The 17,998-nt window shown below is 73.9% G+C and carries 11 protein-coding genes and 1 pseudogene; 4 read left to right on the top strand and 8 right to left on the bottom strand.

Annotated elements, in window-relative coordinates; translation table 11 throughout:
- Nucleotides 1-25: 25 nt before the first annotated feature.
- Together ACFTXQ_RS02200 and ACFTXQ_RS02195 are read right to left on the bottom strand one after the other, a co-directional pair.
- A complete protein-coding gene (locus ACFTXQ_RS02200) occupies nucleotides 26-1,609 on the bottom strand; it encodes an FAD-dependent monooxygenase (RefSeq protein ID WP_382634981.1) in 1,584 nt (527 codons plus the stop codon).
- Between the two features lie 157 nt (nucleotides 1,610-1,766).
- The gene (locus ACFTXQ_RS02195) at nucleotides 1,767-4,289 is read right to left on the bottom strand and encodes a discoidin domain-containing protein (protein WP_382634980.1); all 2,523 of its coding nucleotides are present in this window, start codon (nucleotides 4,287-4,289) and stop codon (nucleotides 1,767-1,769) included.
- Between the two features lie 251 nt (nucleotides 4,290-4,540).
- Here ACFTXQ_RS02195 and ACFTXQ_RS02190 point away from each other — a divergent pair, with 251 nt between their 5' ends.
- Both ACFTXQ_RS02190 and ACFTXQ_RS02185 read left to right on the top strand, forming a co-directional pair.
- Nucleotides 4,541-6,226: a hypothetical protein gene (locus tag ACFTXQ_RS02190; RefSeq protein WP_382634979.1), complete on the top strand. Its 1,686-nt coding sequence runs from the start codon at nucleotides 4,541-4,543 to the stop codon at nucleotides 6,224-6,226.
- 125 nt (nucleotides 6,227-6,351) lie between these two features.
- Nucleotides 6,352-8,337: pseudogene (locus ACFTXQ_RS02185) on the top strand (MMPL family transporter); the annotation flags it as partial.
- Between the two features lie 39 nt (nucleotides 8,338-8,376).
- Here ACFTXQ_RS02185 and ACFTXQ_RS02180 read toward each other — a convergent pair.
- Entirely contained in the window at nucleotides 8,377-8,940 is a 564-nt protein-coding gene (locus ACFTXQ_RS02180; protein WP_382634977.1) for an HPP family protein, read from the bottom strand.
- A gap of 187 nt (nucleotides 8,941-9,127) precedes the next feature.
- Here ACFTXQ_RS02180 and ACFTXQ_RS02175 point away from each other — a divergent pair, with 187 nt between their 5' ends.
- On the top strand, nucleotides 9,128-9,745 hold the full coding sequence (locus ACFTXQ_RS02175) for a TOPRIM nucleotidyl transferase/hydrolase domain-containing protein (RefSeq protein ID WP_382634976.1): 618 nt from the start codon (nucleotides 9,128-9,130) through the stop codon (nucleotides 9,743-9,745).
- An 8-nt stretch (nucleotides 9,746-9,753) separates the two neighbouring features.
- Here the strand turns inward: ACFTXQ_RS02175 and ACFTXQ_RS02170 are convergent, their stop codons facing one another.
- Entirely contained in the window at nucleotides 9,754-10,671 is a 918-nt protein-coding gene (locus tag ACFTXQ_RS02170) for a hypothetical protein (protein ID WP_382634975.1), read from the bottom strand.
- Nucleotides 10,672-10,918: 247 nt separating this feature from the next.
- On the opposite strand from ACFTXQ_RS02170, the gene ACFTXQ_RS02165 reads away from it, so the two are divergent.
- Entirely contained in the window at nucleotides 10,919-12,778 is a 1,860-nt protein-coding gene (locus ACFTXQ_RS02165) for a M1 family aminopeptidase (protein WP_382634973.1), read from the top strand.
- Between the two features lie 54 nt (nucleotides 12,779-12,832).
- Here the strand turns inward: ACFTXQ_RS02165 and ACFTXQ_RS02160 are convergent, their stop codons facing one another.
- Genes ACFTXQ_RS02160 through ACFTXQ_RS02145 form a run of 4 tightly spaced genes read right to left on the bottom strand, consistent with a single transcriptional unit; the run spans nucleotide 12,833 to nucleotide 17,743 of the window.
- Nucleotides 12,833-14,329, bottom strand: a complete 1,497-nt coding sequence (locus tag ACFTXQ_RS02160; protein WP_382634971.1) for an ABC transporter ATP-binding protein — start codon at nucleotides 14,327-14,329, stop codon at nucleotides 12,833-12,835.
- Nucleotides 14,326-15,189 (bottom strand): ABC transporter permease, encoded by an 864-nt coding sequence (locus tag ACFTXQ_RS02155; RefSeq protein WP_382634970.1) that lies wholly within the window; start codon nucleotides 15,187-15,189, stop codon nucleotides 14,326-14,328. The genes ACFTXQ_RS02160 and ACFTXQ_RS02155 overlap by 4 nt, the downstream gene beginning before the upstream one ends.
- Entirely contained in the window at nucleotides 15,186-16,196 is a 1,011-nt protein-coding gene (locus ACFTXQ_RS02150; protein WP_382634968.1) for an ABC transporter permease, read from the bottom strand. Before ACFTXQ_RS02150 ends, ACFTXQ_RS02155 begins: the two co-directional genes overlap by 4 nt.
- Entirely contained in the window at nucleotides 16,184-17,743 is a 1,560-nt protein-coding gene (locus ACFTXQ_RS02145; RefSeq protein WP_382634967.1) for an ABC transporter substrate-binding protein, read from the bottom strand. The genes ACFTXQ_RS02150 and ACFTXQ_RS02145 overlap by 13 nt, the downstream gene beginning before the upstream one ends.
- Nucleotides 17,744-17,998: the final 255 nt, after the last annotated feature.

Genomic DNA, 17,998 nt, shown 5'->3' with positions numbered 1-17,998 from the left:
AAGGTAGCTCAGGACCGGCTCCCGATCAACGCCCCGCCCGCCCCGAGGACCGGCCCGTGATGGTGGCGAGGGCGTCGCGGAGGGTGGAGTCGTGCGGGGGCCGGTCGTGCCAGCGGGCGGCGACGTGGCCGTCGGGCCGCACGAGCAGCGCTCCGTACGGGGGCAGGCCGCAGCGGTCGAGGTGCTCGTCGGAGAGGGTCTCGATGCGCAACGGCCAGGGGGCGGCGGCCTGTTGCTCCCACGGGGTGGGGTCCGAGGTGAGCAGGGTGAACCACGCGCCGAAGGCGTCGAGCGTGGAGCGCCCGGGTGCGAGCCACAGGTGCGGCATGCGGTGCCCCGGCTCCGCGGTGGGGACGTAGTCGGTGCCCACCTCTGACGGGTCGGGCGGGGCGCTGCCGTCGGTGAGCACGGCTGCCGAGCGGTAGGCGACGCCGAGCACGAGACCGAGCTGGGCGAAGTACCGTTCCGACCAGGGCAGTTCCATCTGCGTGGGCGCGGCCGCCGCGCCCGCCTGGAGCTGTTCGCGGCGGCGGGTCAGCACGTGGATCGCGAGGTGGGCGTTGGCGACCGCCTGGCGGAGCGTCAGCCGGGCGACGGGGAGGCGTTCCTCCTCGTACGTGTCCAGCACGCGCGGCCCGGCCCACCCGTGGAGGACGCCCGCGAGCTTCCAGCAGAGGTTGTGCACGTCGGCGACTCCGGCGTTCATGCCCAGGCCGCCGAAAACGGGGATCGCGTGCGCGGCATCACCGGCCAGCAGGATCCGGCCGTGGCGGAACCGTTCGGCGACGAAGCCGTTCATCACCCAGTGCTGGACCCGCAGCACCTCGGCACGTACGTCGGCCTTGGGGCCGAGGGCGCGCGAGACGAGGCCGGGCCAGTCGGCGCCCGCCGTGTCCTCGGGTGTGGGACCGAACCAGGCCCAGCCCCCTTCGGGGTAGAGGGGTGCGAAGGAGCCGTGTGCGGTGAAGTAGACGCCGGCGGGCTGCTCGGCGCACCAGCGGCTCAGGTCGGCGTCGAAGACGACGGTGGTGAAGCCGGCCATCGCCCCGGGGCCGGTGGTCTCGATTCCCAGCCGCTCCCGGACGGTGGAGTTCGCGCCGTCGGCGGCCAGTACGTAGCGGGCGCGGACGCGGGTCTCCGCGCCGCGGCGGCCGTCGGCCAGCACGGCCACGACGCTCTCGTCCTCCTCGGCCAGTCCGATGAGCTCGGACCCGAACCGCAGCTGCGCGTCCGCCCCGGCGAGCAGGGTGGGTTCGAGGCGGTCCTGCGAGGTGAGCACGCCGGTCACAGGGCTTTCGGGAATGGGGGCGTTGACCCCCACCATCCCCGCGGTGGCGAAGTCGTCGTCGTACAGGGTGTCGCGGAAGCGGACCCGGCCGAACTCCGGCGCGAACGCGCGTGCCGCGATCTTCGCGGCGAGGCCGAGCTGGCGGTAGATCTCCATCGAACGCGCGTTGACCAGCCGGGACCGCGGGAACGGTGACAGCTCTCGGTGCTTCTCGACCGACAGCGTCCGCACGCCCCAGCGTTCCAGCAGCGCGCGGGCGGTGAGCCCGACCGGGCCGCCACCGACGATCAGTACGTCCACTTCGGCATCTGCGACGGGCATCTCGGCCTCCTCCTGCTCACCGCGGCCATCCCACCCCGCCGCCGCCCCGATCCCCACGCATTCACCCGATGGTCGGCGCGCCCGTGGAACCGGCGCCAGTGGGCCGGCGCCCGCCCGGCCGGCAGGAGGGCCGGCCGGACGGGCGCCGCTCGTGGGTTCAGGAGATGGTGAGGAAACGGGCTGTGCTCGGTACCCCCTGGGCGTCGAGGGCGAAGAGCATGTAGTTCCCCGGCAGGACCACTCCGGTGTCGGCGGGTATGGACACCTTGTAGGTGCCGGTGCCCGTGGCCGTGGACACCAGGGGGACCCGCCGCTGGTCGTTGTCGGTGGAGTGGGTGGCGGCCGCGGCCCGCATCAGGACGAAGGAGGCCACCGGGGCCTGGGTGGTCACGGTGAGCGCCGTGCCCGGAGCCGTCCTGGAGGGCACGCCTCCGGTGATGGCCGGGCGCGGCTTCGGCGATCCGTCCGCGTTGAGCAGGTACGGCGGTGTGAAGACGGCCCCGTCGGCGTGGTTGGTGGCGCAGTCCCCGCACAGTCCGCCGCCGCCGGAGAAGATCCGCCCGTCCGGCAACAGGTTGGCCACGCTGTGGTAGTTGCGCGGGATGGCCATCGAGGCGAGCGGGGTGAACTTGCCGGTCGCCGGGTCCCACAGCTCCGGGGTCAGGACCGAGGTCGCGTCACTGAAGGGCACCGGACGGGCCTGTCCGCCGAACACGGCCACCTTGCCGTCGGGCAGCACGACGCTGTTGCTGAACCCGCGGGCGTGCTCCATGTCGCCCGTACGGGCGGCCTGGACCTGGCTGCCCGAGACGCCCACGGTGTACGCGCGCTGGGTGGCCGGGACGTTCTCGTAGGCGGGCGAGCCGCCCAGGGTGAGCAGCTTGCCGATGTCGTAGGCGACGGCGTTTCCGGTCATGGCGTCCTGGCTGTCCGCCCGGGTGCCGGCCGCGGTGATGCTGCCCGTGCCCGTGGTCGAGATCCAGTTCATCTGCTTGCTCGGACCCAGTTGGAGGACCTTGCCGCCCGAAGTGGCGTGCAGCCACATGTGGTTGTCGGCCCGGTAGGCGCCGGCCGGGTCGGCCGTCATGGCGGGGACGGCGGAGACGCCGGGGAGCCCCCGCCAGGTGCGGGTGTCCGGCGACCAGACCTCACCGGACTTGTCCCCGGCTGTGCCGCTCCACGATCCGCCGAGGACGAAGGCCTCACCGGTGGAGAGCAGGGTCATGGCCTGGTAGCCGCGGGCTATGTTCATGCTGGTGGTGGCGGACCACTGGTCGGTGGCCGGGTCGTAGATGCTCGCCTTCTCCGCGTTGCTGCCGCCGGTGACCAGCACGCGGCCGTCGGCCAGCATGGCTATGCCGGGGCAGAACATGTCGTGGCCGGTGTTGTCGATGCGGCGCTGGGTGACCTTGCCGGTCTTCAGGTCCAGGATCGCGGTCTGGGTGTAGCCGTTGCTGCCGCCGAAGCGGTCGACCGCGTACGCGGACCAGGCGAGCAGTTTGTCGCCGGGCAGGGCGGCGGTGGCCACGGGCACCAGGGGGAAGCCGGTGACCCGGTCCCAGGATCCGTGGACGGCCGGGCTGGACGGTCCGCTCAGGCGTATCTCGGCCGCCGAGGTCCACGGGCCGCGGGCGCCGGCTTCGGTGGTCACGGTCAGCCGTACGTAGCGGGCGTTCTCGGTACGGGTGAAGGTGGCGGTCTTGACCGTGTCGTCGTCCCGCCAGGTGCCCGTGGCGACCGGCGTGCCGAAGGCGGTGCCGTCGGTGCTGGTGGAGATGGTGTACGCGCCCGCCCGGCCGTTGGGCCCGTCCACGCGGGGGTGGTAGACCAGCGCGGCCACGGCCGCCGTGCGGTGCATGTCGATGGTGATGCTGTGCGGCAAGGGGGTGAGGGTGCCGGCGTACTTGCTGTGCCAGATGGTGTTGTCGTTGCCGTCGAGCACGTTGGCCGCGCGGCCGTTCTCGGCGCCGGTCTCCTCATCGCTCGCCGTCGCCGTCCAGCCGGTCCGCGAAAGGTCGACGGTGGCTGCCGGGGTGCCGGGGTCGCCGAGCAGGTTGATCTCGGCGGCGGAACTCCAGGGCCCGCGGCCGCCGGCCTCGGAGAGCGCCGTGAGCCGTACGAACCGGGCTCCCTGCGGGGCGAATCCGAGGGTCTTGGTGCTGGCGTCGTCGGCGAGCGTGCCGGTGGCGACCGGGCTTCCCCAGTTCTGTCCGTCCGTACTGACGCTGATGCTGTACTCGCCGATGCGCCCGTTGGCCCACGTGTCGCCGCGGGGGCGGTAGATGAGCGCGGAGACGACCGCGGTGCGGTGCATGTCGAGGGTGATGCTGTGCGGGAGCGGGGCCGGGGGCGCGCTCCAACGGCTGTGCCAGATGGTGGTGGCGTTGCCGTCGAGCACGTTGGCCGCGCGGCCGTTCTCGCCGGTGGTCTCCTCGTCGCTCGCCGTCGCCGTCCAGCCGGTCCGGTCGAGAACCGGAGCTGCCGGTTCCATGGCGTTCGCCGGGGCGATGCCGTGGTGCGGTGACTGCTGCGCCGGCTGCTGCTCGAAGGGCACGGCCGAAGCCCGGGGGTCCGGGGCGCGGTTGGCCGCCGCCGGTCCCGCGACACCGAGCCACGGCATCAGCCCGATCAGCAGCGAGCCGAGGCCGAAGGCTATGAGCAGGTGGGAAGGGCGTATCACGCGGGAAAAGGCGAAAGAGCGTCGCCTGTACTGCAATCTGACCTCCTGGGGCGAACTGGCGTACGCCATAGAAGATAGGCGAGCAGGTCGGTAACTCACCCAAAACAAGAGAGCCTTGGCACTAAGCCGTGACCTGGGCCATTCGCCGACGGATCCGGCATTCGAGCGTGATCGCCGCCGACCCCGTACGCGGACCCCCGTCGATCGTTTGACCGGGCAGCCCGTAGCACAGCCGAACGGAGTCCGCCCCTGTGACCGCAGCCGAACTCGAACTCCCGCCGTCCCCCCGCCCGGTCCCGCCGCCCGGCGCGGGTGCGGCTGCGCCCGCCGGTGGGCCGTGGCACCGCGGTCACCGCGTGCCGCTGATCGCGACCGCGCTCGTGCTCCCGCTGTACGCCCTGTGGGCGGGGGTCCTCGCGACGGGCGGCGGCGACCTCGCCGCGCAGGAGGCGTGGGCCGGGTTCGCGGCGCGCCACCCCGGCTCGGTCTACAACCTGTCCTGGTACGGCGGGCTGCACACGGGCGGCTACAGCCTCATCTCCCCCTACCTGATGGCGGCCTTCGGGGTGGTCCCCGTCACGGCGGCGAGCGGACTCGCGGCCACCTGGCTGACGGGGCTGCTCTGGGCTCGCTCGCCGGTGCCGCTGCCCCAGTGGCCCGCGCTGCTGGCGGCGCTGATGCTCTGGTGCCAGGTGGCCTCGGGGCGCTCGACGTTCATGCTGGGCGTCGCCTTCGCGCTCGCCGCCGTGCTGGCGTTCACGAGCGGACGCCCCACCGCGCTCACGGCCGCCTGCGGGCTGCTCACCGCGATGGCGAGCCCCGTCGCCGGGCTGTTCCTCGCGGTGGCCGGCGCGGCGTGCGCGCTGCGGTCCCGGTGGGCGGGGGCGGCCGCGATGGCCCTGCCCCCTGCGGCCGTTCTCGGTGCGACGGCCTGGCTGTTCCCGTTCCAGGGCGCACAGCCCATGCCCCTGCTGCGGGTGTGGCCCCCGCTGCTCATGGCCGTGGCCGTCGCCTTGGCCGCCCCGCCCTCCTGGCGGCTGGTCAGGTCGGCCGCCGGGGTGTACGCGGTCGGCGTCGTGCTCGCCGGTCTGGTCCCCTCGCCGGTCGGGACCAACGCCGAACGGCTGGCCAATCTGGTGGCGCCGCCGCTGCTGCTCGCCGCCGTGATGACGGCGCGCGGCGCCGGCGCGCTCCGGCTGCGGGTGTGGCGGCAGTGCTCCGCGGTGCTCGTCCTCGCCTTCGCCCTGACCTGGGTGGGCGGGCACACGGTGGCCCACGTCACCGACACGGCGGCCGTGCCCCGTTGGGCGGCGGACACCGGGGGTGTCGTACGCGCCCTCGCCCGGCTCGGCGCGGGCCGCGGCCGGGTGGAGGCGGTCATGGCCCGCAGCCATCGCGAGGCGGCGGTGCTGGCCCCGTACGTCAACTTGGCGCGCGGCTGGAACCGGCAGGCCGACGTCGACCGCGGGCCGCTGTTCTACGACGGGTACGGCGGGGCCGGCGTCCGGGCCGGAACGTTTACCCCGGCCGCCTACCGGGCCTGGCTCGACCGCTGGGCCGTCGGGTTCGTCGTCCTGCACGACGGCCCGCTGGACGCGGCATCGGAGCGCGAATACGCCCTGGTGACGAGCGGGCCCCCGTACCTGGAGGCGGTGTGGCGGGACGCGAACTGGCGGATCTACCGGGTCAGGCAACCGGTGCCCCTGGTGGATCCGCCCGCGTCCGTGGTGCGTTCGGACGGCGCCGAGGTCGTCGTACGGATGCCCGTGCCCGGAGCCGTGACGCTGAGGATCGCCTACTCGCCGTGGCTCCGGGCGCAGGGCGGCTGCCTGGCTCCGGCGGGCGGCAGCGGGCTCACCCGGCTGACGGTGCGCCGGCCGGGAGACGTCATGGTCGGCTCCTCCTACGGGATCGGGGGCCGCCGGTGCGCCGGTTGAGGACCAGTCCGGCCGGCAGGCCGGTGTCGGCCCGGCTCGCCCTGGCGTGCGTCCGCCACCACCGGCTCGTCCTGCTGGGGTGGCTGGTGCTCCTGGGCGCCGGCCTGTGCGCGGTCGGTCCCGTGATGGACCGGCTGGACCGGCAGCCGTGGAGCGTGGCCGCGCACGAATCGGTCCGGGGCAACCGGCTCGCGGACGCCGGCCGCTCCTTCGGAGGGCAGATCGACGCGGTCGTGTCGGGGGCGCCGGTGGCCGATCCGGGGTTCCAACGGGAGCTGGCCGCCGTACGGCGTGACGTGGCCGCGATCGCCGGGGTCGTGGCGGTGACCGCCCCGACCGGCCCCGCCGGCCCCGGCGGCGCGGCCGACCGGGCGGGCCCGAGCCCCTACGCGCCGGGCGTCTCCGCCGACGGCGAAGCCGCCCTGGTCTCCGTCCGGCTGGAGCGGACCCTGCCCGACGGGGCCCGCAAGAGCGCGGAACGCGCCGTCGAATCCCGGTTGCGCCGGATCCCCGGAGCCGTCCCCGGCCTGGAGGTGACCCTCGGCGGCAGCGACCGGGCGCGCCGCGCGGTAGCGGACAGGTCGCTGGCCGACACCCGGCGCAGCGAGCTGATCACGCTGCCCCTGACCCTCGCCGTGGTCTACGTGCTCTTCGGTGGCCTGGTGGCCGCCTCGGTGCCGGTGGTGGCGGCCGTGTGCACGGTCGGCACGGGGATGCTCTGGCTGCTCGTGCTCTCGCACTGGTACGGCCTCACCTCCCCCGCGCTCTCCACGACCACCATGGTGGGGCTGGGCCTGGCCATCGACTACGCGCTGCTCACGGTGGGCCGGTTCCGGGAGGAGCGGGCCGCGGGACACGACGTCCCGGAGTCGGTCGTGCGCACCATGGGTACCGCGGGGCGGGCGATCCTGTTCGCGGCGCTCATCGTCGCCGCCGCCCTCTGCGGGCTGGCGGCCTTCCCCAGCGAGTTCTTCGCCGCGATCGGCCTGGCCGCGGCGGGGACCGTCGCCCTCTCCCTGGCCGCCGCGCTGACGCTGACCCCGGCGCTCCTCGCGGCGTTTCCGGGGCGGATCGGGGCGTGCGCCGCGCCCGATGCGGACTTCGGCGCGTTCGCCCGGCTGGCCCGCTGGACCAGGCGGCACGCGCCGGCCGTCGCCGTCGGCGTCGGGGTGCTGCTGCTCGCCTGCGCCACGCCCTTCCTCCGGGTCCACCTGGTCAGCCCCGTCGGGGAACGCCAGCTTCCGCCCGCCGCCGAGGCCCGCCGCTACGCCGACGCCGTGGCCGAGCGGTTCCCGCAGCACCGCGCCGACGCGGTGGTGGTCGTGGCCCGCGCCGCACCGGGCCGTCTCGCGGCGTGGGCGGCCCGGTTCGAGGGCCGGCCGGACGTGGAGTCGGTGGGCGCCGCCACCGCCTCGGGGCCCGGGGTCGCGGTCGTCCGTATCGTGCCGAGGGGCGGGGCCGCAGCCGCGACCACGGCCGGCGACCGGCTGGTCCGTGAGGTCCGGGCCGACCGGCCGGCCGGCTTCCCGGTCTGGGTGACGGGGCGCAATGCCCTGGACATCGACTTCCGGGCCGAGGTGACCGACCACGCACCGCAGGCCGCGGCGCTGATCGCCCTGACCACCTTCGTCCTGCTGCTGCTGATGACCGGCTCGGTGCTGCTGCCGCTGAAGGCGATCGTCATGAACACCCTGTCGCTGGGTGCGTCGTTCGGCGCCCTGGTCCTCGTCTTCCAGGACGGCTGGGGCTCCGGGGTGCTGGGAGTGCACACCCTGGGCGGACTGGGGTACTGGCTGCCCGTGGTGGTGTTCGCCCTGGCGTTCGGCCTGTCGATGGACTACGAGGTGTTCCTGCTCTCCCGCATCCAGGAGTTCCACGACTCCGGCCTGGACAACGACCGCGCGGTCGAGGTCGGCGTGCAGCGCTCCGCCCGGATCATCAGCTCGTCCGCCGCGCTGATGTGCCTGGTCTTCGCCGGTTTCGCCACGGGCGAGCTGATGGTGATGAAGCAGCTGGCGACGGCCCTGGCCATCGCCGTGGCGGTGGACGCCACCCTGGTCCGCTGCCTGCTGGTCCCCGCCACGATGACGCTGCTGCGCAACGCCAACTGGTGGGCGCCGCCGGCCCTCCGGCGGGCCTGGGGCTTCGGGTCACCACCAGTAGGCGGGGTACCTCGGCGCCTTGCGGCGGATGCGGGAGGCGGCGTAGCCGGTCAGGACGAGCAGGACGGTGGAACCGAACAGGAGGGGTACGAACCGGCCGGCCGCGGGACTCTGTAGGACGACGATCACGGCGGTGGCGACGCCCGGCGAGTGCGGGGTGCGGGCCGCCATGTTCACGGCGAGGGTGAGTCCGGCCGCGGCGGCCGCCGCCCAGGCGCTGCTGCCGGCGACGGCCAGGACCGCGTAGCCCAGGGCGCAGCCCACCAGGTGGCCGACGATGACGCTGCGCGGCTGGGCCAGCGGCAGGGCGGGGGCGCTGTGTACGAGGGCCGCGCTCGCCGCCAGCGGCGGTATCAGCACGGGCTCGTGCAGCATGGCGCCGATCGCGACGAGCCCCAGCAGGACCGCGGTCGCCGCGCTGACGCTGTGGAAGGCGGCCGCGGGGGTGGGCCGGGCGGGTGCGCGGCCGGTGACCCTGCGTCGCCCCTCCCTCTCGGGCGTGGGCCCTGTGACGGGAGACGGCGGGGTGTGCGGGGATGCTTCGGTGATCATGGGTGCGGGGGTGTTTCCGGGGCAGGCGGCAGGCGGTCCGCCCCCGTGCGGGGGGTGGCGGTCCGCTATGACCCTATCCTCCGGGTCTTCGGCGACCGCCTCCGGGGGTGAGCGCGGTGGCCGGCGGCCCGCGTCGGCCCGGAATATTCGGTGTCGCGCCGGTCGGGGGCCGATGCAGACTCGCCGCATGGTGGACATACACGCGTTCCGGCAGGCGGTCGGCCACTGGGCGGCCGGCGGCCCCGGCGAGGCGGCGGGCGATCTGTCGCTGGAGCTGGGGCTGCGGACGGCGGTGCTGCTGGAGGGACCGAGCGACCTCGAGGCCGTCGAGGCGCTGGCGGCACGGCACGGGCGGGACCTGGCCGCCGAAGGGGTGTGCGTGGTGCCGATGGGCGGGGCGATGAACGTCGGCCGCTACGCCCGCCTCCTCGGGCCGCCCGGTCTCGGCCTGCGGCTGAGGGGACTGTGCGACGAGGGCGAGCAGCGCTTCTACGACCGCGGCCTGAGACTGGCCCGGGCGCCGCAGCGGGGATTCTTCGTGTGCGTGGCGGATCTGGAGGACGAGCTCATCCGCGCGCTGGGCACGGAGCGGGTCGAGGAGATCATCATGGACGAGGGCGACCTGCGGCCGTGGGAGACGTTCCTGCGCCAGCCCGCACAGCACGGCCGGTCCCGGCACCAGCAGGTGCGGCGCTTCCTCGGCACGAAGAAGGGCCGCAAGATCCGCTACGGCCGTCTCCTGGTGGAGGCCCTCGCCCCGGGGCAGGTACCGGCCCCGCTCGACGGCCTCCTCTCCGGCCTGTGAAGGGTCCGCTAGGCGGGCCGGGTGTGGCGGTTGCCCAGGGCCATGCGGTTCCAGGTGTGGCGGCGGCCGCGGATGGCCACCGAGTAGGCGTACATCACCTCGGGGTCGCACATGCCGGGGACGTAGGAGTCGCCGAAGTGGTGGGCGTCGAAGCCGGCCTCCTTGGCGTTGAGCGCGAGTTGCGGGACCACGTTCGCGTGGGAGCCCTCCTGGCTGGTGCCGATGGCGCCCAGCACGATCGCGCCCGCGTCCTGGACGGCCGCCACCGCCTCCGCGGCCAGTTCCCGGGTCACGCCGGGCAGGGTCCCCGGCAGGGGCATGACGACCCCGTCGGCGCCGGCGTCGACCAGGGCGGTCAGCCGCGCCGTGGTCAGCCGCTCCGGACGGCCGGCGTGGTGCATCTTCCCCGACCACAGTGCGGCCCCGTCCCCCAGACCACGCCGTAGCTCCTCGGTCACCCGCGCCATCGCCCCGTACGAACCGCCCGTGCCCGGGTTCGCCGTGATGCACAGCATCGCCGCGCCCATGTCGATCAGGCGCCTGGCGTACTCGGGCTTCGCCCGCCTGATCTCGGGCACGTCACCGGGCTCCAGGTTCACCGCCACGGGCCGCCCGATCACCCGGGCCAGCTCGGTGAAGGAGGTGAACTCGCCGAGCCCCGGCAGCCGAAGCCGCTCGCCGTCCCACGCCCGCTCGATCAGGTTGAGCACCACGATGTCCGCGCCGAAGGCGGCCACCAGCTCGGCGTTGTGCACCCCGCGCCCGTCGGGGTGCGGTGACAGCGCGGCCCGCTCGGCGAAGACCTCGGCGACCACGGTCCGACCCTCGGCGGCGGCCACGGCGCGCGTCAGGGCACGGCCCCGGAGCGCGCAGAGCCGGTCACGGTCGAGATCGAGGATGCGGGGCGCGGCGGCGTCGGTGCTCATACCGCCAACCTAGACAGCCGCCGCGCCGCCTCCCTCCGGCTTTGGTCCGCGAAGGCAGGGACTTACGGCCTTGATCCGCGCCCGGCACCGCCGGTCTTTTTACCGAACCCTGATGGCATGCTCCGGTCAACCCTGCCAGGCTGCCGCTGCGCAACGACACACCGCAGCCCTCCCTCCGGCGCACCCTGGCCGGCCGGGCGGGCACCGAGCAGGCCGGAATCCCGGCCCCGCCGCAAAGGAGTTCCGCGTGAGATCCACCCCCCACAGGGTCCTCGCCCCGACCGCATGCGCCGTCGCCGCATTGGCCGCCGCGTCCTTGCCCCTTACCCCGGCGGCGGCCTCGCCGGCCGTCACCCAGCGCGCCGCCGCCTGCACTCCGGCCCAGGTCGTCGCCAACGGCGGTTTCGAGAGCGGCACTTCGCCCTGGAGCCAGTCGCCGGCCGGCGTGATCTCCGACCGTGCCGGCCAGGCCGCCCACGGCGGCACCCGCTTCGCCTGGCTGAACGGCTCCGGCCGCACCCGCACCGACACGCTCTCCCAGCGCGTCACGATCCCGTCCGGGTGCGGCAGCGCCACCCTCACCTTCTGGCTGCACGTCGACACCGCCGAGACGACCTCGTCCACCAAGTACGACAAGCTGACGGCGAAGATCGGCAGCACGACGCTGGCGACGTACTCGAACCTCGACAAGAACACCGGCTACGCGCAGAAGTCCTTCGACGTCTCGGCGTTCGCCGGCCAGAGCGTCGACATCGCCTTCACCGGCACGGAGGACTCCAGTCTCCAGACCAGCTTCGTCATCGACGACGTCGCCCTCGACACCTCCGGTGGCACGACCCCGCCCGGGGACCCCGTCCGTACCCCGGCCGCGCCCTCGTACGACGTCAGTCTCAGCAGCAACGCGAGCGGCACCGTCTGGACCGGCCACGAGAGCGCGACCTTCACCAATGCCGCCGCCACCCCGCTCGGCGAGGTGTACCTGAGGCTCTGGGACAACTACCACGGCACGTGTTCCGCCCAGCCGATCACGGTCACCAACGTCACCGGCGGCACCGCGGGCGCGCCCTCGGTCGCCTGCACGGCCCTCAGGATCGACCTGCCGGCGCCACTGGCCCAGGGGCAGAGCGCGACGATCGGCTTCGACCTGGGCATCACCGTGCCCAGCGGCGCCGACCGCTTCGGCCACGACGGGGCGTTCAGCTTCATCGGCAACGCCCTGCCCGTGCTCGCGGTGCGGGACGCGGCGGGCTGGCACCTGGACCCGTACACCAACAACGGCGAGTCCTTCTACTCCCTGGCCGCCGACTTCAAGGTGACCCTCGACCACCCGAGCTCCCTGCTGGTCCCGGCGACGGGCACCTCGGTCGACACCCCCGGGTCCAGCGGCCGTACGATCACCACCGCGACCGCGTCCAAGGTCCGCGACTTCGCCTGGGCGGCCGGCCCGTTCGGCAAGATCTCCGGTACCTCCGCGGCCGGCACACCGGTCAACGTCTACTCCGTGTCGGGCATCAGCTCCGCCGACGCGCAGTCGATGCTCACCACCGCGAAGACCGCGGTGGACGCCCACTCCGCCCGCTTCGGCGCCTACCCGTACGGCGAGCTGGACGCCGTCATCGACAACAGCTTCTGGTTCGGGGGGATGGAGTACCCCGGGTTCGTCCTCGACCTGGTGAGCACCACGGCGCTGACCCACGAGATCGGACACCAGTGGTGGTACGGCATCGTCGGTGACGACCAGTACAACAGCCCCTGGCTCGACGAGGCGTTCACCGATTACGCCACCGACCTCGCGCTGAACAAGACCGGCGCCAACTGCTGGAACAGCGTCTCGTGGGCCTCGGCAGAGGAGAAGATCACCAACCCGATGGCCTACTGGGACACCCACTCCTCCCGGTACTCCACCGTCATCTACGGCTACGGCAAGTGCGCCCTGCACGACCTGCGGCGCGTCCTCGGCGACAGCGCCATGGCCAAGCTGCTGAAGGACTACGCCGGTTCGCACTGGTACGGCGTCTCGACCACGGCCGAGTTCAAGGCGGCCGCCCAGGCGGCCACGGCCACGGACCTGACCTCGTTCTGGACCCAGCACCGCATCGAGGGCTGACGGTCCGCCGAGCGGCGCGGGACGCCCCGGGGGCGCCCGCGCCGCTCGTGTCGGTCAGCCGCTGGGGACGAGGTCGGCGGTGGGGCCGCTCGCGGTGAGTCTGCCGGAGTCCAGCAGGTGCACGGTGTCGGTGTGGGCCGTGATCAGGTGGAGCTCGTGGGAGACCATGACGACGGTCAGGGCGCGTTCCGCTCGCAGTCCGGCCAGGAGGACCATGACGGATTCCGCGGTCCGCGGGTCCAGTGCCGAGGTGATCTCGTCGCAGAGGAGGAAGTCCGGGTCGGTCGCGAGGGCGCGGGCGATGGAGACGCGCTGGCGCTGCCCGCCGGAGAGTTCGCCCGGGTAGCGGCCGGCGTAGTCGGGCGGGAGTTCCACCTGGCGCAGGAGCTCGGCGACCTTCGCGGCGACGGCCGGCCTCGGCAGGCGGCCGTGCAGGCGCAGCGGTCGGGACAGTGCGGCGCCGACGGTGCGGGAGGGGTTCAGGGCGTCCAGTGGGTTCTGCGGTACGAGCTGGATGCGCCGGTGGTGGGCACGCGGGCGCTTGCGTGCCGTGGGGGCGAGCGGTTCGCCGTCCAGGCTGAGCGTGCCGGAGTCGGCCGGGTGGAGGCCTGCCAGGACGCGGAGCAGGGTGGTCTTGCCCGAGCCGGAGGGACCGACGATCGCGGTGGCGGATCCGGGGGCGGCGCTGAAGTCCACGGCGTCGAGGGCCTGGTGGCGGGTGGCCCGGTGGGCGAAGGCGACGCTGACGCGGTGCGCCGCCAGCCCGTTCTCCTTCGGGGCGGCCGGCGTGGAGCGGGGTGTGGGTACGGCGGCCCGCCGGCGGGGTGGGTGCGGGGTTTCCCGGGGTGCTTCGGGCGGGGTGAGGCGGACGACGTCGTCGGCGCAGGCCTTGACGAGTGCTGGGTCGTGGCAGGCCATGACGAGGGCCAGGCCGCGGGTGGCCGCAAGGTCGCGGAGCAGCTCGGCGATCTCGTCGCGGAGGGCGGAGTCGAGTCCGGCGGTGGGCTCGTCGAGGAGCAGGATCCCGGGGGTCCTGGCCAGGGCCCGGGCGAGGGCGACCCGGCGCTGCTGGCCGCCGGAGAGCGCGGTGGGGCGCCGGTCGGGAAGCCCGTCGTCGACGGGGAGCCGGCATTCGCGGAGCAGGCCGAGTACGGCGGCCTCGCTCGGGTCGGTGGCGGTCTCGGCGACGATGCGCCGGATCCTCATACGGGGGTTGAGGGCGGAGCCGGGGTCCTGGCCGACGTAGGCGATGCGGGTGCGGCGCAGCCGGCGCAGCGCGTCGGGCGTGAGGTCGAGGGGCCGGTGGCCCAGGACCTCCAGGGTCCCGGCGGTGGCGGCCGCGCCGGCGGGGAGGTGGCCGAGGAACGCGCGGAGCAGGGTGGTCTTGCCGGAGCCCGAGGGCCCGGTCAGGGCGGTGATCCGGCCGGGCCGGACGGTCAGGGAGGCCGGGCGCAGCAGGACCGGTCCGCCGGGGATGCGGATCTCCAGACCGGCGGCCGCGGCCAGGGGCGTGCCCCGGTCCGGAACCGAGGTGGGCTCGGTGTGGCTCACGAGGGGGTCACCGCCTTGGGTGCGGAACGGGAGGCGAGGGAGGCGGAGGCCAGGTTGAAGCTGATGGCGAGTACGGCGATGGCCAGGCTCGGGGCGAGGACGGCCCAGGGGTTGAGGAGGATGCCCGGCGCGTTCTCCCGGATCATCAGGGCCCAGTCGGCGGCCGGGGGCTGCGGGCCGATCTGGAGGAAGCCGGCCATGGAGATGACGTAGACGGCCTCGACGAAGCGCAGTCCGAAGAGGGCCAGCACGGTGGCGCGTACGTTGGGCAGGAGCTCCCTCAGGGCGATGGAGGAGGGGCGCTCGCCGCGGGCGGTGGCGGCTTCGACGTATCCGGCGGTGGCCAGGGGCGCGGCGGCGGAGGCGACGATCCGGACGGCGTACGGGGTTCCCAGAACGATGGCGGCCGCGATGACGGCCCGGCGTCCGCCGCCGGGCCAGGCGAGGGCGATGAGCATGATCCCGAGGACCGGCGGCAGCAGGATGAGGACGTCGGCGGCGCGTTCGACGGCGCTGCCCAGGCGGGGCCGCAGGACGGCGAGGCAGCCCAGCAGCGTGGCGAGGGCGGTGACGGCCACGGCGATCAGGAGGGCGCCCGCGATGAGGGCGGCGCCGCCGTGCAGCAGTCGGCTCAGCACGTCGCGCCCGAGTTGGTCGCCGCCCAGCACCGCTCCGTCGCCGGCGGCCGCGTAGGGCGCGGTGACGGGGGTGTCGAGGGGGTGGGCGGCGAGCCACGGGCCGGTCAGGGCCAGGGCGACGAGGAGCAGGCCGGGTGCGACGCGCCGCAGGGCCCGGCTCCTCGTACGGGCAAGGGCGGATCGGGCGTCGCCGGCGGGGGCGGTGGTCTCGGCAGTGCTCATGGCCGTCCTCCCAGGATGCTCGCGCGCAGCAGGTCGGCGGCCAGCAGGACGAGGCTGATGGCGGCTCCGGCGCAGGCGACGACCCCGGCGATCAGGGGGGTGTCGCGGCTGCTGACCGCGGAGGCCAGGAGGGAGCCGATGCCGGGGTGGTTGAAGAGGGTTTCGACGACGACGGCGCCGCCGAGCAGCATGCCGGTGGAGGTCGCGACGCCGGTGGCGATGGCGGGGAGCGCACCGGGCAGGGCGTGGCGCAGTACGACGCGGTGGACGGGCAGCCCGTCGAGGTGGGCCGCTTCGACGTGCGGGGTGCGGGCCTGGTCGGCGAGGGCGCCGCGGACGATCCGGGTGTTCCAGCCGGTCTGCGGGATCACCAGGGCCAGGACCGGCATGATCAGCATGGTCCCGGTGGCGGGGGATCCGTCGGCGCCGGTGAGGGTGACGGCGGGGAGCCAGCCCGTCCACAGGGAGAGCACGAGCAGCAGCCCGACCGAGACGACGAACTCCGGTACGGCGAACGCGGCCGTGGCGGTGTGGCCGATGACGCGGTCGGCGGGGCGGCCGGGGCGGCAGGCGGCCCAGCAGCCCAGGGCGAGGGAGGCGATGAGGGTGAGGACGAAGGCGGCGCCACCGAGGAGGAGGGTGTTGGGGAGCGGGTCGGCGAGCAGTTCGGTGACCTTCCGTCCGCGGGAGCTGGTGCCGAGGTCGCCCGTGGGCAGCGCGCTCATCCAGCGGGCGAAGCGCTCCCAGACGGGGCGGTCCAGGCCGAGCAGGTGGCGGCGGGCCTCGACGTCTGCGGCGCTGTCGCCGCGTTCCGAGCCGGCGGTCGCCGCGTCGCCCGGGAGCAGTTCGACGGCGGCGAACACCACGGCGAGCAGCACGGCCAGCATGAGGCCGCGGCGGGCGACGGCGGCCGCGAGGAGCAGCGGCAGCCGGGAGCGGCGCGCCGCCCCCGCCGCGGCGGGGGCGGCCACGGCGGGCTCCCGGGCGGTGCGGCTCAAGCCAGCCACACGTTCTCGAGCTGGACCCGGCCGTAACCGGGGAGCGTGGGAAGGCCCTTGACCTTGGCGGCGGCCAGGTCGATGCCGTCGCCCATGCCCCACAGGAGGTAGCCGGAGCGCTCGTACTCGATCTGCTGGAGTTCCTTGAGGGCGGCGGCGCGTTCCTTCTCGTCGGCGGTGGCGATGGCCTTGCGGTAGGCGGCGTCGAAGCCGGGGTCGGCCCAGCCGGCCTCGTTCTGGCCTGCCTCGGCGGCCATGGTCTTGGAGGCGAAGAAGACCACCGAGTCGTTGGTGCCCCAGTAGGTGGTGTAGAAGGCGCCGGTCTTCCAGGTGCTGTCGTAGAAGGCGCCGGTTTCCTGCTTGACGACCTGGACCTTGACGCCGGCCTCGCGGGCCTGGTTGGCGAAGAGGGTCGCGGACTCGGCGAGGCCGGGGACGTCCTCGGTGGTCACCAGGTCATAGGTCTTCGACAGGTCGAAGCCCGCTTCGGCGAGCAGTTTCCTCGCCTTGTCCAGGTCGCGCCCGCGCTGGGGGATGTCCTTGGCGTAGGCCGGGTCGCCGGTGCCGAGGATGTCGTTGGCGACGGTGCCGTATCCGGAGAGGACCTGCTTGACCATGGCGTCGCGGTCGACGACCAGGCGCATGGCCTCGCGGACGCGGGGGTCGGCGAAGGGGCTGCCCGCCGCGGCCCGCATGACCAGCGGCATCGCCATGTCGTTGGGCCGGCGCAGGACGCGGACGTCCTTGCGGGCTCCGGCGGTGCGGGCGGCGACGGCGCCGGCGTTGGAGGCGACGTCGATCTGTCCGGCGAGCACGGCGTTGGCCATGGCCTGCGGGGTCTCGAACATGGTGACCTCGATGGCGTCGAGGTGCACGGTGCCGCCGTACCAGGTGTCGTTCCGGACGAGGCGGGCGTTGCCGTTGCGGTACCAGTCGAGCTTGAACGGGCCGGTGCCGGGGGCCTTGTCGAGCGCGTTGTCGGGGGTGTCCTTCTTCATGACGAAGGTGGTGAGCCTGGCCATGAGGGGGAGGTCGGCGTTGGCGTAGTCGGAGACGACCACAACGGTGTCGGCGCCTTCGGCCGTGATGCTGTCCGCGCCCTTGACCCCGGGGAGGCGAGCGGCTCCGGAGGGGGTGCCCCGCAGGCGGCGCAGCGACCAGACGACGTCCTCGGCGGTGACCGGCGTGCCGTCGTGGAAGGTCGCGCCCGGGGCCAGTGTGAAGCGCCAGGTCTTCAGGTCGGCCGAGGGGGTCCAGGAGGCGGCCAGGCGGGGGACGGTGTTGGTTTCGGCGCCGGGCACGGCGAGGGTGTCGAAGGTGAGGGCGATGACGAGGTAGTCGCTCTCGTTGGCCTGGTTTCCGTGCGGGTCGCGGGTGAGGGCTCCGGCGCGGCCGAGGGCTCCGATGCGGAGCGTTCCGCCGCTCTTCGGCTTGCCGTCGCCGGCGGCCGCCTTCTCGGTGCCGGTGTCGCCGCTTCCCGAGGAGCAGGACGTGAGCAGCGCTGCCGCCCCGATCGCTCCGCCGGTCCACAGCAATTGGCGCCTGTTGAAGTCCACTTGCGTCCTCGATCCACTGAAGCAACGGGAGTGATGCTTAGGTTTGCCTACCCTAAGGATCACGGTCGCCGCAAGCCGTCACCTCCGACGGGACGCATGTCCGAATGCGATCCCCAGGTGACCGGTCAGTTAGGTTTGCCTAACCTCACTTCGGTGCTACGGTTCGACTCGTCCGCCGGTTCCACAGATCTGCGATGCGCGCCACAACTGCCCTTCGAAGCAGGCCAGTTGTGCACTGTCTGCCGCCCCGCCGCC

This window comes from Streptomyces sp. NPDC057010 (assembly GCF_042673805.1).
Lineage (GTDB): Bacteria > Actinomycetota > Actinomycetes > Streptomycetales > Streptomycetaceae > Streptomyces.
Note: the sequence above shows the minus strand (reverse complement) of the source record. Positions and strands in the feature narration are given on the sequence as shown.